The sequence below is a fragment of the Pseudomonas sp. SZ40 genome, assembly GCF_052958135.1.
In genome coordinates, this window is the sequence record NZ_JBQWIF010000006.1 from 45,144 (window position 1) to 60,545 (window position 15,402).

Below are 15,402 nucleotides of genomic sequence, written 5' to 3' on the forward strand. Positions count from 1 at the left end.
GCCGTTCAGCAGCGCGATTAACGCCCACATCCGCAGCGCTCGGCAGACCGTCGACTTGGCCCGCCCCGGCGTGCTGCGCTACCATCCCAATCCCCAACGCTCCCGCCAGGACGTCACGATGAATCGAGTGTTATACCCAGGCACCTTCGACCCCATTACCAAGGGGCACGGCGATCTGGTCGAGCGCGCCTCGCGCCTGTTCGACAGTGTCGTCATCGCGGTCGCTGCCAGCCCGAAGAAGAACCCGCTGTTCTCCCTCGAGCAACGTGTGGAGCTGGCCCGTGAAGTCACCAGGCACCTGCCCAACGTCGAAGTGATCGGCTTTTCCACGCTGCTCGCCTCCTTCGCCAAGGAACAGGGGGCCAACGTCCTGCTGCGCGGCCTGCGTGCGGTATCGGACTTCGAGTACGAGTTCCAGCTGGCGAACATGAACCGCCAACTGGCGCCCGACCTGGAAAGCCTGTTCCTCACCCCATCGGAGAAGTATTCGTTCATTTCCTCCACCCTGGTGCGGGAAATCGCCAACCTCGGCGGCGACATCACCAAGTTCGTCCACCCCGCCGTGGCACAGGCCCTGAGCGAACGCTTCAAGGCGCAGTGATCCCTGAAGCAGCGCGCGGGCAATCCCACACGCTGCGCAGGGGCGTCATTCCGTACGGCGCCCGAGCGTGCGCTGGCGACGACAATCCGGCACAATCCTGCATTCCTGTTTGAATGTGTCGCGGCCAGTGGCCCGGCAGGAGCTTGCCTTTCATGTCCCTGATCATCACCGACGATTGCATCAACTGCGACGTCTGCGAACCTGAGTGCCCGAACGCGGCGATCTCCCAGGGTGAGGAGATCTACGTGATCGACCCCAACCTGTGTACCGAATGCGTGGGCCATTACGACGAGCCCCAGTGCCAGCAGGTCTGCCCCGTGGACTGCATTCCCCTCGACGAAAACAACGTCGAGAGCAAGGAGCAGTTGATGGAGAAGTACCAGATCCTTACCGGCAAGGCGTGAGTGTGGGCCGCTCCACCCGCGGCCGGAACGCCATCTCGGCGCTGTTCAGTACGCTGTTCCTGCTGTGCAGCCTCGGCCTGCAGGCCAGCGAGCAGCCTGGGCGCAGCGCCATCACCACCGCGCACCCGGCAGCCACGGTAGCTGGCCGAGAAACCCTGGCACTGGGCGGCAATGCCTTCGACGCTGCAGTCGCCATCAGTGCGGCTCTCGCAGTGGTCGAACCCTATGGTTCGGGCCTCGGCGGCGGTGGTTTCTTCCTGCTGCGCAAGGCCGACTCCAGTTACGATTTTCTCGACGCCCGCGAACGCGCGCCTGGCGCTGCCCATGCCGACCTCTATCGACGCGATGGGCAAGTGCAGGCGGCGCTGTCCCGCGATGGCGCCCTGGCAGCAGCCATCCCGGGCCTGCCTGCGGCGCTGGTGGAACTGGCTGAGCAACACGGTCGCCTGCCGTTGCGCGACAGCCTGGCCCCGGCGATCCGCCTGGCCCGCGAAGGCTTTCCGGTCGACCGCATATACCGCGAGCGTGCCGAAATGCGCCTGGCGGCCATGCGTGACGATGCAGAAACCGCACGGCTGTTCCTGAGCGACGGCGCGGTGCCCGCAGAGGGCACGCTGCTGCGCCAGCCGGAGCTGGCCGACACCCTGCTGACCATTGCGCGCGAAGGCCGCAATGGCTTCTATGCCGGGCCACTGGCCGAACGGCTGGTGGCCGGCGTGCGTGCTGCGGGTGGGATCTGGACGCTGCAGGACCTGGCCGACTACCGAACCGTGCAGCGCCAACCCATTCGTGTACCGCTGGCCGAAGGCCGCGAGCTGATCAGCGCACCGCCCCCCTCGGCCGGCGGCCTGGCTCTGGCTCAGAGCCTGCTGATTCTGCAGCGCCTGCCCTGGCGGGAGGCAGAACCGGTGCAGCGCAGCCATCTGGTGGTGGAAACCCTGCGCCGCGTCTACCGCGACCGCGGCCTGCTGGGCGACCCGGATTTCGTCGACAGCCCAACGGCCAGCCTGCTCAACCCGGACTATCTGCAGCGCCTGAGTGACGGCATCGACCCGCAGCGGGCCACGCCGAGCAGCGAACTGCCGCCCGCCGGTACCTGGAAGGAAGGCGACCACACCACTCACTTCACCGTACTGGACGCCAGCGGTAACGCGGTAAGCGCCACCCTGTCGATCAATCTGCCGTTTGGCGCCGCCTTCACCGTGCCCGGCACCGGCGTGCTGCTCAACGATGAAATGGACGATTTCGCCGCCGATCTGGCAGGTGCCAACGCCTACGGCCTGACCGGCAGCCACGCCAACGCCATCGCCGCCGGCAAGCGACCACTGTCGAGCATGAGCCCGACCTTCGTGGAAAGTCCCGGCGAATTCACCAGTTTCGGCACGCCAGGCGGCAGCCGTATTCCGAGCATGGTGCTGCTGTCGATCCTCGAGTACCTCGACGGCCAACCGATCGAGCGCTGGCCAGCGGTACCGCGCTATCACCACCAGTACCTGCCGGACGTCATCGAACACGAACCGCAGACCTTCAGCGCCGAGCAGATCGCCGATCTGCAGGCCCGTGGCTACAGCCTGAAGGCGCTGGAGCGGACATACGGCAATCAGCAGGTGCTTCGCTGGAACAAGACCAGCGGCAAGGTGGAAGCGGCCAGCGACCCCCGTGGCGTCGGCAGCAGCGACGTGCAAAAGGCACGGTAACGCTCAGCCGGCAGATCGAAACTCAACAAAAAGCCCCCTGACTCGATGAGAGTCAGGGGGCTTCTGGTTCGCGCGCATAAAATTACTGGCGCTGGTTGTAACCATCCCCGGTGCAGCCCAGGCAACGCACGAAAGCCGCCTTGCCAGGTTCGACCACCAGCGCACGACCGGTGGCGCCGATGCCGCCGCCCATCGCGGTGAACGGTAGAGCGACGACAAAAGCGACTGCGCCGATGGCCGTAGCGCCGATCAGCAGCGGACGTGCGATCAGCAGGTCACCGATCATGGCGAAACCATCCGGGGCCTGAACGGTGTAAAGCGGGTCTCCACTGACGTTCTGCTGCACTTCTTGCGCGTTGGCAGTCAGCGCCAGCGAGGCAGCAGTCAGCGCCACAACAGCAGCGCAAGAGCGAAACAGTTTCATGGGGCGATCCTTCGAAGGTATACGGACAATGTAGGTAACTATATCAGTGAGCGGGCGATTGTCGCGTGATGGCCGTCAATCGCTGAGCAACTGGTCATTCCATCGGAACGAACGGGCTAGCGCTGACACTTTGGGCAATAGACGCTGGCCCGCTGCCCCAACTTGACCTCGCGTAGCGTGCTGCCACAAACCTTGCAGAACTGGCCGCCGCGGCCATAGGCGAACAGCTCCTGCTGGAAGTAGCCAGGCTGGCCGTCGCCGCCGACGAAATCGCGCAGGGTAGTGCCGCCGCGCTCGATGGCGTGGGCCAGCACGCGCTTGATCTCGTGGGCGAGGCGCACGTAGCGTGCTCGCGACACCGTACCGGCGGCACGGCGTGGATCGATACCCGCAGCGAACAACGCCTCGGTCGCATAGATATTGCCCGCCCCGACCACCACGGCGTTGTCCATGATGAACGGCTTGATCGCCACAGCCTTGCCGCGGGACAGCTGATACAGGCGTTCGCCATCGAACAGATCGGTCAGCGGCTCCGGCCCCAGCCGCGCCAGCAGCTCATGTTCCAGCGGCAACTCACTCCACAGCAGCGCGCCGAAGCGACGCGGGTCGGTGTAACGCAGTGCCAGGCCCGACTCCAGCTCGATATCGACGTGCTCGTGCTTGGCAGCCGGCAAGCCGACCTCGACCAGGCGCAGGTTGCCGGACATGCCCAGATGGCTGATCAGCGTGCCGACCTCGGCCTTGATCAACAGGTACTTGGCGCGGCGCTCCACCTTCTCGATACGCTGCCCGGACAGGCGCACATCGAGATCTTCGGGGATCGGCCAGCGCAGGCGCCGCTCACGGACGATCACCCGGCTGACGCGCTGGCCTTCAAGATAGGGCGCGATACCACGACGGGTGGTTTCGACTTCTGGCAATTCGGGCATGGCGACTACTTCGGCAAGAGGCAAGGCAGCAACCCTAGGCGCTGCCAGGTCGTGGCGTCAACCGTCGAGGAGGGCGCGGGTCAGGCGGCGCCGAGGTCGCGAATGCTCTCGCGCAGGCTCTCGAAGTCATAGTTGGAGAGCCCGACATAATCGAGGATCAGCGGCTCGATGCTCTGCCACTCGTGATCCTCGCTCTGGTTGCCCAACACCTGATAACTGCGGCAGATGTGCTCGGCCATCTTGAGGATCGCCAGCAGGTTCTTCAGTTGCGCGTCACGGTCGTTTTCATCGGCGAAGATGGCCAGGGCATTGTGATGATTGGCGATGGCATCGCACAGATGAAGGGGCAGGTTCCAGGATTTTGCCGTGTAGTAGCCGACCACCGCATGATTGGTGTTGAGTACGCGGTTCTCGGTATCGACGATGCGCCGCTCGGCACTGGCGCTGGCGTAGGACTCCTCGAGCACCGTAATGTAATCGGGAAAGCGCTTGAGCATCAGCGGGATGCCGCAGTTGTGGAACAGGCCAAGGGTATAGGCCTCGTCCACGGACTCGTAACCGATGCGCTTGGCCAGGGTCAGACAGGTCATGGCCACATCCTGGGCGGTGTCCCAGAAGCGGTTGAGGGTGACGATGGTGTCGTCGCTCATCTCGCCACGGATCGACAGCGCGTTGACCATGTTGATCACCGAGCGGCTGCCCAGCAGGTTGACCGCCCGCTGGATCGAGCCGATGCGGTTGGCCAGGCCGAAATACGGCGAATTGACGATCTTCAGCAAGGCACCGGAAAGCCCCGGATCCTGGCTGATCAGCCGCGCAATGGCCTTGAGGTCCGGACTGGGCATGTATTGCTCGAACTGCAGGTCAACCATGATCTGCGGTTGCGGCGGCACGCTGATGCCCTGCAGAAACGTCTGGATCTGCTCGGCGGAGAGTTCTTTTTCCATGGGGGATGCGGGGCATGAAAGGTGATGGAGCGCACAGTTTACCCTGTGGCAGATGACTTTTACCCGACGGTTACAGAGTAAATTTACCGGTCATCGCCTCACGTCCAATCCAGGCCGCTGAACCAAGCGCCGGACTCACGGACATTGGACCGGCGGCCGGCTTTTTCGACTGTCACCAAGCGCCCAGCGGGCCGCTCGTTTAGAATGCGCGTTTTTCTCGACGGAGCCCACCATGTCCCTGCCCAGCCTGCGCCTGAAAGCCAACGCCGACCGACGCCTGCGCGCCGGCCATCTGTGGGTCTACAGCAACGAAATCGATGTTGCCGTCACACCGCTCAACGCCTTCGAGGCCGGCGATCAGGCGATTCTCGAAGCCGCCGGAGGCAAGCCGCTGGGCATCGTCGCTCTCAGCCCGAACAACCTGATCTGCGCACGCCTGCTGTCCCGTGACGTCAAGCACGTGCTGGACAAATCCCTGTTGGTGCATCGCATCAACGTGGCCCTGAGCCTGCGCGAGCGGCTGTTCGACACACCCTGCTATCGCCTGGTGTACGGCGACTCCGACCTGTTACCGGGCCTGGTAGTCGACCGTTTCTTCGACATTCTGGTGGTGCAACTGGCCTCCGCGACCATGGAACGCCACAAGGACGACGTACTGGCGGCACTGATTCAGGTGATCAAGCCCAGCGGCATCCTGCTCAAGAACGACTCCGCCGCCCGCGACGCCGAGGGCCTCGAGCGCTATGTGGACACCGCATTCGGTGTGGTGCCGCAATGGGTCGCGCTGGAAGAGAACGGCGTCAAGTTCCAAGCACCGGTGATCGAAGGCCAGAAAACCGGCTGGTTCTACGACCACCGCATGAACCGTGCCCGCCTGGCGCCTTACGTGCAGGGCAAGCGGGTACTCGACCTGTTCAGCTACATCGGTGGCTGGGGCGTGCAGGCCGCGGCGTTCGGCGCCAGTGAAGTGTTCTGCGTGGACGCCTCGGCCTTCGCCCTCGACGGTGTCGAGCGTAACGCCACGCTCAACGGCTTCGCCGAGAAGATGACCTGCGTGGAGGGTGACGTATTCGATGCGCTGCGCGAACTCAAGTCCGCCGAAGAACGTTTCGACGTGGTCATCGCCGACCCGCCCGCCTTCATCAAGCGCAAGAAGGACATCAAGAACGGCGAGGCTGCCTACCGTCGCCTCAACGAAACCGCCATGCGCCTGCTCAACAAGGACGGCATTCTGGTCAGCGCCAGTTGCTCGATGCACCTGGAGGAAGACAACCTGCAGAACATCCTGCTGACCAGTGCACGCCACCTCGATCGCAATATCCAGCTGCTCGAACGTGGCGGCCAGGGCCCCGACCATCCGGTGCATCCGGCCATCGGCGAAACCCGCTACATCAAGAGCCTCACCTGCCGGTTGCTGCCCAACAGCTGACGGGCCGTTGCCTGCCAGTCGACGCCGGTCGCTGGCAGGCACCTGCAAACACGGCAAGAAAACGATTTATCGCCGACATTTGTTGCACATTGCCTATTATCGATGATGGATTGCCGGGCATCGCCGAACCCTTGGGGTCGAGCGCGGTCTTTGCTGGGCAGGCCTGAAACCCGGGCCTCGCATGATGATGCATCTTCTTCTGTCACCACCAACGGCGTGGACGATATGCTAAGTCCTCATCAGCACAGAATTCAGACTCCGATGATCTACCCCTCTTCGCGCAGCGCCAGGCGCCTGATAGTCACCGCACTCGCCCCACCTTCGGCATGCAGTGGTCACCGGTGCGCCAGCAACTACCGCTGACGAGTCGGCCCCTGACTGACTGGCAGGCAAAGCAGCGAGCCAGCGCAACCCCGAGCCCTCGGGGGCGACAGTGATCCCCGTTTCCGGTACGGCCCGACCTCACGCAGCGAGGCGGTCGCACCTCAGCAATACTCACGACGGGTTGATCGCTGGCAAGCGCACCTCGTTCTTGCGTGTATCGCTCGCTGCATCTTTTGCCAGCACTACCGCTCCACTCGACCACGTCGCATACGCTCCGGTGGCAGAACCCGGTACCCCGTCATAAGAAGAGAGAAGAGCCAACGTGAACGACGCAACGATGCTCTCCAAACGATGCAGCCAAGGCAGGACACAGCAGAACGAGGACACCGATGCCGCCCGCCGCCGCAAACGCCAGGCCAAGCTGTATGCCATGGCCAGAGCCCAGGAACGCAAGCGGATCGCCCGCGAACTGCATGACGAGCTGGGTCAGCAGTTGACCGCCCTGCAGCATGGGCTCGGCGTGCTGCGCATCCACCTGAGCCGGGAACGCCCCGACCTGAGCGAGCAGATTCTTCACCTGATCAACATTTCCCACAGTGCCATCGATGCCATACGCGATGTCCAGTTCGGCGGCCCCATCGGACGCTTGCAAGAGGACCTCGAAAACACCCTGCAGACCCTCGCCGAGGAGTTCCGGCAACTGTCTGGAATCACCTGTCGCTGCAGCCTGCCCTCCACACCGATCGACCTCGCCCCCGACCAGGCTTCGCACCTGTACCGCATCGTGCAGGAATCGCTGACCAATATCCTGCGCCACGCCAATGCCAGTTGGGCGGCGGTCAGTCTCGAACGGCGCGACAACGATTACGTGCTGGAAATTTCCGACGACGGCTGCGGCTTCACCCTCAGCGATACCTTGCCGGACTCCACCGGATTGTCCGGCATGCGCGAACGCGGCAAGCGCCTGGGCGGGCCGGTGATCATTTTCAGCCACCCCGGCCAAGGCACCATCGTGCAGGCGATTTTCCCGGTAAAACCCCGCTCTTAAGGACCCCTCCATGATCAATCTGATGATCGCCGACGACCACATGATCATGCGCGAAGGGCTGAAACGCCTGTTCGAGCTCTACAACGACATCCACATCGCCGCAGAAGCGGCCGATGGCCCGCAGGCCCTCGAACGACTGCGCGTCACCCCGGTGGATCTGCTGCTGCTCGACATCAGCATGCCCGGCCTGAGCGGAGAGGCGCTGATCGCCCGGATCAACCACCAGTACCCGACCCTGCCGATTCTGGTGCTGAGCATGCACAGCGACCCGCACGTCGCCATGCGCGTGCTGCGCTGCGGGGCAGCTGGCTACCTGACCAAGAGCCAGTCACCGGAAGCCCTCATTGATGCGGTCAGAAAGGTCAGCGGCGGCGCCCGCTACATCGATCCCGACCTGATGGAGCCGATCGCCCTCAGCAGCCTCAAGCCAAGCACCCGCAACGGGCTCGACAGCCTGACCAATCGCGAGTTCCAGATCATGCGGTTACTCGCCGGCGGGCTGAGCGTGAATCACATCGCCGAACAGCTGATGATCAGCAACAAGACGGTCAGTACTCATAAGATCAATCTGATGGAGAAGATGAGCTTCTCCAGCAATGCCGACCTGATCAAGTTCGCCTCCAGCCTCATCGAGTCCGAATACAGATAAGAATATCCCTAGTCTTTATCGGTATTTATGCACACCGATAAATCAGCAATACCCGATGCCGCCTGCTTGGATGCTTAATGCATGCTGCGGACGTCCAAAGGAATGACTGGTCACCGCGTAGGAAGCCCCCGCCCGATACCCGTTCCGTGGAGACATGAGTCCAGTCCACCGCGGAGCGATGACGTGCAAGATAGAACCTCTCACCTGATTGCCCCGTCGCTGATTCTGGTTGCCGGCATCGCCGCCGTACTGCTGGTCGGCCAGGGCATACTGGGCACGCTCCCCGTGCTGTGTGGCCTGATCGTGCTTGGCACCGTGGCGATCCTGGTGCTACGCAAGCAAACCTCGACGCAGGCCTCGCTGCAATCCATCGACGCGGAGCCGGACGCGCCCGGCGCGGCCCACGCCGACAATCTCGATCGCCTCTGCGAGCAGACCCTGCCGCTCTGGTCACAGCAGATCGAGACCGCGCGCAGCCACACCGAAGAATCCATCAGCGCCCTCAGCGAGCGCTTTGCCCTGTTGGCCACGCGCATCCAGAACAGCCTTGGCGGCAGCACGGAGCGTGAGGCGGGCAAACGCCTGGTGGCGCTGTTGTCGACCTGTGAATACGAGTTGGACATGATCGTCCTGGCCCTGCGCGAAGCACTGGCCAGCAAGGAATCGCTGCTCAAGGAAGTCATGCAGCTTTCCACCTTCACCGAGCAGTTGCAGGACATGGCGCAGGATGTCGCCAACATCGCCAAACAGACCAACCTGCTGGCCCTCAACGCAGCCATCGAAGCGGCTCGCGCGGGCGAAAGCGGACGCGGCTTCGCCGTGGTCGCCGACGAAGTGCGCAAGCTCTCGTCGATGTCGGGGGCCACCGGGCAACGCATCGGCGAGACCGTGGTGATCGTCAACGACGCCATCCACAAGACCCTGAGCATTTCCCAGGAATACACCAAGACCGACACCGCCACCCTGAACAAGGCCAGTGAAGTCATTGCCGGGGTGATCAACCGCTTCAACCAGAACGCCACCGACATCGTCAATCACAACGAAACGATGCGCGCACAGAGCGAAGCCGTCGCCCAGGACATCGCCGAAGTACTGGTGGCGCTGCAATTCCAGGACCGCACCAGCCAGATGCTCGGCCACATCGCCGGTGACCAGGAAAAACTGCTCGCCTACCTCCACGAACGCAACGCCCAGCGTCGCCAGGGCCTGAGCCCGGCGCCGCTGGATGTCGAGCGCTGGCTGCGCGAGCTGGCCCAGACCTACACCACACCCGAGCAGCACGACGTGCATCGCGGTGACAGCTCCGCCAGGCGCAACGATTCTGAAATCACGTTTTTCTGAGGTTCCCCCATGAGCAAGACCGTACTCATCGTCGACGACTCCACCTCCATCCGTCAGGTCGTCAGCATTACGCTCCGTGGGGCCGGCTATCAGGTCATCGAGGGCTGTGACGGCAAGGATGCCCTGAGCAAGCTCGATGGCCGCAAGGTGCACCTGATCATCAGTGACGTGAACATGCCGAACATGGACGGCATCACCTTCGTCAAACAGGTCAAGCAGATGCCCGCCTACAAATTCACCCCGGTGATCATGCTCACCACCGAGGCGGGCGAAGCGAAGAAGGAGGAAGGACGCGCAGCGGGTGCCAAGGCCTGGGTGGTCAAGCCCTTCCAGCCGGCGCAAATGCTCACTGCCGTGTCCAAGCTGATCCTGCCATGAACACCGCGTCGGCAGAGAACCTCTACCGCATCCTGCCACTGGAGGGTGGCCTGACCATCTACAGCGCGGCCGAGCACATGGAGCTGCTGACTCAGGTACTGGCCCCGGGTACCGAAGTGGAACTCGACCTCGGGGCGGTGGATGAACTCGATTGCGCAGGCCTGCAGTTGCTGATTCTGGCCAAGCAGGAAGCCACGCGGATGAGCTGCGACCTGCGCCTGACCAACCACAGCCCGGCCGTGATCGAAGCCTTCGAGCTGAGCGGGCTCGGCACCTTTTTCGGCGACCCCATCCTGATCAAGCCGGCGAGCGAGTAGTCACCATGAACATGGACGAAGTGCTGCAGATCTTCATCGCCGAAAGCCAGGAGCTGTTGCAGCAGATGGAAGAAGCCCTGCTGCAGCTGGAAAACAGCCCGGGCGATGCCGACACCATCAACGCGATCTTTCGTGCCGCCCACACCATCAAGGGTTCGGCAGGGTTGTTCGGCCTCGACGTGATCGTCGCCTTCACCCATATCGCCGAAAGCGTGTTGGACCGGGTGCGCACTGGCGAGCTGCACTTCGACAAGGAGATGACCGCCCTCTTCCTGCAGGTGGGCGACCACCTGGCGCGCCTGGTCGCGCTGGTCGACGGCGGCACCGACCTGCAGTGCATGGACCCCGATACCCAGGCGCTGCACGAGCAACTGGGTGAGCGTCTCACTCATTACCTGGCCCCCGCAGCGGACGCCGGACGCGTGCCGGCCGCCGCCACACGTATCGAACGCGGCCATGGTCCGGGCGTTGGTGCCGACCACTGGCACCTGTCCCTGCGGTTCGGCCCCGACACCCTGCGCAACGGCATGGACCCGCTGGGTCTGTTCCGCTACTTGAATACCTTCGGCCGCATCATCAGCATCGTTCCGCTGCTCGATCGCATCCCCGCAGCCGCCGAGATGGACCCGGAAACCTGCTACCTGGGTTTCGAGGTCGCCTTCGCCAGTGACGCCGACAAGGCCACCATCGACGGTGCCTTCGAGTTCGTCCGTGAAGACAGCCTGATCCGCATCCTGCCGCCCAACAGCAAGTCGGACGAGTACCTGGAGCTGATCCGCGCCCTGCCCGAAGAAGACATGCGTCTGGGCGAAATCCTCATGCGTTGCGGCACCCTGACCGCCAGCGAACTGCAGGACGTGCTGCACGCCCAGGTGCAGGGCCAGGAGCGCGACGAGCCGCGTCCGATCGGCCGGGTGCTGGTGGAAGAGAGCCTGGTGCAACCACCGGTGATCGCCGCCGCGCTGCAGAAACAGCAGCAGATCAAGGAAAACCGCAGCAACGAGAACAGCCTGATCCGCGTCGATGCCGGCAAGCTGGATCGCCTGATCGACCTGGTGGGTGAACTGATCATCGCCGGTGCCGGCGCGCGCATGACCGCGCAGAACTGCGGCCACCCGGAAATGCTCGAAGCCACCGAGCTGCTTTCGCGACTGGTGGAAGAAGTCCGCGACTCGGCACTGCCGCTGCGCATGGTGCAGATCGGCAGCACCTTCAACCGCTTCCAGCGCGTGGTGCGCGACGTGTCCGGCGAGCTCGGCAAGGACATCGCCCTGTCCATCAGCGGCGGCGAGACCGAGCTCGACAAGACCGTGGTCGAGCGCATCACCGACCCGCTGACGCACCTGGTACGCAACGCCATGGATCATGGCATCGAACCGGTCGACACGCGCCTGGCACGGGGCAAGCCCGCCCAGGGCAACGTCTCGCTGAACGCCTACCACGATGCCGGCAGCATCATCCTCGAGGTCAGCGACGACGGCGGCGGCCTCGACTCACAGCGCATCCTCGCCAAAGCCCGTGAACGCGGCCTGGTCGGCGAGGGCCAGACGCTGACCGAGAAGGAAATCTTCGCGCTGATCTTCGAGCCCGGCTTCTCCACCGCCGAGCAGGTCAGCAACCTGTCCGGACGCGGCGTCGGCATGGACGTGGTCAAGCGCAACATCGCCGCCCTGCGCGGCACCATCGAGCTGGACAGCAGCCTCGGCCAGGGCACGCGCATCCGTATCCGCCTGCCCCTGACCCTGGCGATCATCGACGGCTTCCTGGTCAGCGTCGGCCAGGCCGGCTACGTGATTCCGCTGGAGCTGGTGGAGGAATGCATCGAGCTGCAGGCCGACACCCTGCTGGAACGCGGGCATCTCGAACTGCGCGGGCAGATGTTGCCCATCGTCCGCCTGCGCGAGCTGTTCGAGGACGACAGCCCGGCGCCACGGCGCGAGAGCGTGGTGGTGGTGCAACAGGCAGGTCTGCGCGCCGGGCTGGTGGTCGATCAGTTGCTCGGCGAATTCCAGACGGTCATCAAGCCACCGGGCAAGGTGTTCTCCAGCTGCCCGGGCCTCGGCGGCTTCACCATTCTCGGTGACGGCGCGGTGGCCTTGATCCTCGACATTCCCAGCCTGCTCACCCAACTCACCAGCACCCCGGAAGCCCCGCGTCGGGCGAGGCTCGAAGCATGAACATGGCAACGCTTGGGCACGAGTCCACCGCACACCAGTACCTGACCTTCATCCTGGCCGGCGAGCACTACGCCGTCGATACCCTGAGCGTACGTGAGATCCTCGAGTACACCCGCTTCACTCCGGTGCCGCGCATGCCGGCCACGGTGCGCGGCGCGACCAACCTGCGCGGTGCCGTGGTGCCGGTGATCGATCTGCTGGCGCGCTTCAGCGGCGAGCGTACGACGCTCGGCAAACGCACCTGCATCGTCATTCTCGACGTACCCGACGAGGATCGTCCGCAGCCTCTCGGCGTGCTGGTCGATGCAGTCAGCGCAGTGCGTGAGATCAGCCCGCACGAGATCCAGCCGGCACCGGCTTTCGGCAGCCATCTGCGCAGCGAATTCATCACCGGTGTCGTTCGCCTGGACGATCGCTTCGTCACGCTCCTGGCACTCGATCAGGTACTCGATCTGGAAACACTTGGCACCTCCACCACCAGCGACGTCGGCAGAACCGTACGGCCTTGATCTCACCCGCGACTCTCCATTCGAAAGGATCTCCAGCATGCTCAGCAACTTCAAGATCGGTACCCGGCTCATCGTCGCGTTCGTCCTGGTCGCGGGAATCAGTGCCATAGTCGGCCTAGTCGGCCTGTCCAACACCTCGACCATGAACGACCTGGCGGACAGGATGTACTCCAGGGAACTGGTAGGCCTCTCCAAGATCAAGGATGCCAACATCAACCTCATCTACATTGGCCGAGCCCGCGCCAACTTCCTTCTCGCGACCACTCAACAGGATCGTGATCGGATTCGCGCCGATATCACCAATTACAGCGAAACTGCGCGAAAACTGATCGATGAGGCCCGTCTGCAGTTCGCCAGCGAGCGCTCCATGGAGCTTTTCCGAGAGGCCGACTCGGTCTGGAAGGACTACCAGAGCAGCATGGATCAGACGCTGCAAACGGCGGCCAATCAAGCCTTGTACGCGGAGAACCCCGAACTGCAGCGGCAGCTGACCCAGACACGTGCATACGGCGACAAGATCGACAGCATCTTCTCCGAGCTCTCGCGCATCAAGGAGACCAACGCCAGCGATGCCAACGATCAGACCACCGAGCTCTACGAAGCCAGCCGCGACATCATGATCGGCGTCATCATCGGTGGCCTGCTGATCGGTGTCGTGCTCGGCCTGCTGATCAGCCGCAGCATCACCCGCCCGCTCAGCCGCGCGGTGGAAGCCGCCAACCTGCTGGCCGAAGGCGACTTGCGCGTGAAACTCGATAGCACCGCTCGCGACGAGACCGGCCAGTTGCTGAAGTCGATGGGCAACATGAGCGAGAAGCTCACGCAGATCATCGCCGAGGTACGCGGCTCCGCCGACTCGCTGTCCAGCGCCTCCGAGGAGATTTCCTCGACCGCCCAGAGCATGAGCCAGGCGGCTTCCGAACAGGCGGCTTCGGTGGAGGAAACCAGTGCGTCGATGGAGCAGATGTCCGCCTCCATTTCGCAGAACACCGAGAACGCCCGGGTCACCGACGGCATGGCCAGCAAAGCCTCCAACGAAGCGGGCGAAGGCGGCCAGGCGGTCAAGGACACCGTGCGAGCCATGAAGACCATCGCCGACAAGATCGGCATCGTCGACGACATCGCCTACCAGACCAACCTGCTGGCCCTCAACGCCGCCATCGAGGCGGCCCGGGCCGGCGAGCACGGCAAGGGCTTCGCGGTGGTCGCCGCGGAAGTACGCAAGCTGGCCGAGCGCAGCCAGGTGGCGGCCCAGGAAATCGGCGAAGTCGCCAAGAACAGCGTGGCCCTGGCCGAACGTGCTGGCACCCTGCTCGACGAGATCGTCCCGTCCATCGCCAAGACCTCCGACCTGGTGCAGGAAATCGCGGCGGCCTCCGACGAGCAGAGCAGTGGCGTCAGCCAGATCAGCACGGCGATGAACCAGCTCAGCGAACTGACCCAGCAGAATGCCTCGGCTTCCGAGGAGCTCGCCGCCACCGCCGAGGAAATGAGCGGCCAGGCCGAACAGCTGCAGCAACTGATGGACTTCTTCCGCCTCAGCGGCAGTGGCGAGCGCATCACCACCGTCAATCCACCACGCAACAGGCCACAGACCAACCGCGGCAACGGCGGCACACGCCAGCTGCGTGAAGACGAGGGCCAGCAAGGCCATGGCACAGGCCTGCCGGCCGGTTACGTGCGCTTTCAGGAGTAAGCCATGAGCTCCGATACCCGGCTGCTCGACGACGCTACCGCAGTGTCGGGCCAGTACCTGACCTTCACCCTGGCTCAGGAACTGTTCGCGGTGGAAATCCGTGCCGTACGGGAGATCATCGAGTACGGCCGGCTGACCACGGTGCCGATGATGCCGCCAAGCATTCTTGGCGTGATCAACCTGCGCGGCGCGGTGGTGCCGGTGATGGATCTCGGCCAGCGCTTCGGCGGCCGGGCCACGGCCATCGGCCCGAGAACCTGCATCGTGATTCTGGAGATACTCAACCAGACCAGCACCCAGGTGATCGGCATGGTGGTGGACGCCGTCAACGAGGTCCGTGAACTGAGCGCCGAGCAGATCGAACCGACGCCCAGCTTCGGAGGCAGCATCCGTACCGATTTCATTCGTGGCATGGGCAAGCTGGATGAGCGGCTGGTGGTGATGCTCGACATCAGCCGGATCATTTCCGCGCAAGAGCTCGTGGCACTGGACCAGGCCGAACGGCATGGTCTCGACGGCGCTCGAGCCTGAC

15 protein-coding genes and 1 pseudogene are annotated in these 15,402 nt (G+C 63.8%); 13 read left to right on the forward strand and 3 right to left on the reverse strand.

The features are described 5' to 3' along the window. The first annotated feature begins 118 nt into the window (after positions 1-118). The 3 genes from coaD to ggt all read left to right on the forward strand — a co-directional run bounded on the left by coaD (position 119) and on the right by ggt (position 2,702). Positions 119-601, forward strand: coding sequence for a pantetheine-phosphate adenylyltransferase (gene coaD / locus ACT9T4_RS07275; protein WP_042555941.1), 483 nt, complete (start codon positions 119-121; stop codon positions 599-601). A gap of 152 nt (positions 602-753) precedes the next feature. Continuing rightward, complete coding sequence (locus tag ACT9T4_RS07280; protein ID WP_042555940.1) at positions 754-1,005, forward strand: YfhL family 4Fe-4S dicluster ferredoxin; 252 nt, start codon at positions 754-756, stop codon at positions 1,003-1,005. 2 nt (positions 1,006-1,007) lie between these two features. Next, positions 1,008-2,702, forward strand: coding sequence for a gamma-glutamyltransferase (ggt, locus tag ACT9T4_RS07285; protein ID WP_499116250.1), 1,695 nt, complete (start codon positions 1,008-1,010; stop codon positions 2,700-2,702). Between the two features lie 82 nt (positions 2,703-2,784). Here the strand turns inward: ggt and ACT9T4_RS07290 are convergent, their stop codons facing one another. The 3 genes from ACT9T4_RS07290 to ACT9T4_RS07300 all read right to left on the reverse strand — a co-directional run bounded on the left by ACT9T4_RS07290 (position 2,785) and on the right by ACT9T4_RS07300 (position 4,948). Beyond that, on the reverse strand, positions 2,785-3,126 hold the full coding sequence (locus ACT9T4_RS07290; RefSeq protein WP_042555939.1) for a hypothetical protein: 342 nt from the start codon (positions 3,124-3,126) through the stop codon (positions 2,785-2,787). 116 nt (positions 3,127-3,242) lie between these two features. Beyond that, entirely contained in the window at positions 3,243-4,055 is an 813-nt protein-coding gene (mutM, locus tag ACT9T4_RS07295) for a bifunctional DNA-formamidopyrimidine glycosylase/DNA-(apurinic or apyrimidinic site) lyase (protein ID WP_499116253.1), read from the reverse strand. Positions 4,056-4,135: 80 nt separating this feature from the next. Beyond that, entirely contained in the window at positions 4,136-4,948 is an 813-nt protein-coding gene (locus tag ACT9T4_RS07300) for an HDOD domain-containing protein (RefSeq protein ID WP_499116352.1), read from the reverse strand. A gap of 286 nt (positions 4,949-5,234) precedes the next feature. Between ACT9T4_RS07300 and ACT9T4_RS07305 the strand changes: the two genes are divergently transcribed. The 10 genes and pseudogenes from ACT9T4_RS07305 (at position 5,235) to ACT9T4_RS07350 (ending at position 15,401) form a co-directional block, all read left to right on the forward strand. Next, entirely contained in the window at positions 5,235-6,431 is a 1,197-nt protein-coding gene (locus tag ACT9T4_RS07305) for a class I SAM-dependent rRNA methyltransferase (protein ID WP_499116255.1), read from the forward strand. Between the two features lie 646 nt (positions 6,432-7,077). After that, positions 7,078-7,803: a sensor histidine kinase gene (locus tag ACT9T4_RS07310; RefSeq protein ID WP_042555935.1), complete on the forward strand. Its 726-nt coding sequence runs from the start codon at positions 7,078-7,080 to the stop codon at positions 7,801-7,803. Positions 7,804-7,813: 10 nt separating this feature from the next. Next, the gene (locus tag ACT9T4_RS07315) at positions 7,814-8,452 is read left to right on the forward strand and encodes a response regulator (protein ID WP_042555934.1); all 639 of its coding nucleotides are present in this window, start codon (positions 7,814-7,816) and stop codon (positions 8,450-8,452) included. Between the two features lie 726 nt (positions 8,453-9,178). Beyond that, positions 9,179-9,793 (forward strand): annotated as a pseudogene (locus ACT9T4_RS07320) (methyl-accepting chemotaxis protein); the annotation flags it as partial. 9 nt (positions 9,794-9,802) lie between these two features. Then, positions 9,803-10,171: a response regulator gene (locus ACT9T4_RS07325; RefSeq protein ID WP_042555932.1), complete on the forward strand. Its 369-nt coding sequence runs from the start codon at positions 9,803-9,805 to the stop codon at positions 10,169-10,171. Beyond that, positions 10,168-10,488, forward strand: coding sequence for an STAS domain-containing protein (locus tag ACT9T4_RS07330; RefSeq protein ID WP_042555931.1), 321 nt, complete (start codon positions 10,168-10,170; stop codon positions 10,486-10,488). The genes ACT9T4_RS07325 and ACT9T4_RS07330 overlap by 4 nt, the downstream gene beginning before the upstream one ends. A gap of 5 nt (positions 10,489-10,493) precedes the next feature. Next, the gene (locus tag ACT9T4_RS07335) at positions 10,494-12,665 is read left to right on the forward strand and encodes a chemotaxis protein CheA (protein WP_042555930.1); all 2,172 of its coding nucleotides are present in this window, start codon (positions 10,494-10,496) and stop codon (positions 12,663-12,665) included. Then, complete coding sequence (locus ACT9T4_RS07340; protein WP_499116258.1) at positions 12,662-13,174, forward strand: chemotaxis protein CheW; 513 nt, start codon at positions 12,662-12,664, stop codon at positions 13,172-13,174. Before ACT9T4_RS07335 ends, ACT9T4_RS07340 begins: the two co-directional genes overlap by 4 nt. 37 nt (positions 13,175-13,211) lie before the next feature. Continuing rightward, entirely contained in the window at positions 13,212-14,870 is a 1,659-nt protein-coding gene (locus ACT9T4_RS07345) for a methyl-accepting chemotaxis protein (RefSeq protein ID WP_042555928.1), read from the forward strand. Between the two features lie 3 nt (positions 14,871-14,873). Next, complete coding sequence (locus tag ACT9T4_RS07350; protein ID WP_042555927.1) at positions 14,874-15,401, forward strand: chemotaxis protein CheW; 528 nt, start codon at positions 14,874-14,876, stop codon at positions 15,399-15,401. The last annotated feature ends 1 nt before the right edge of the window (position 15,402 follow it).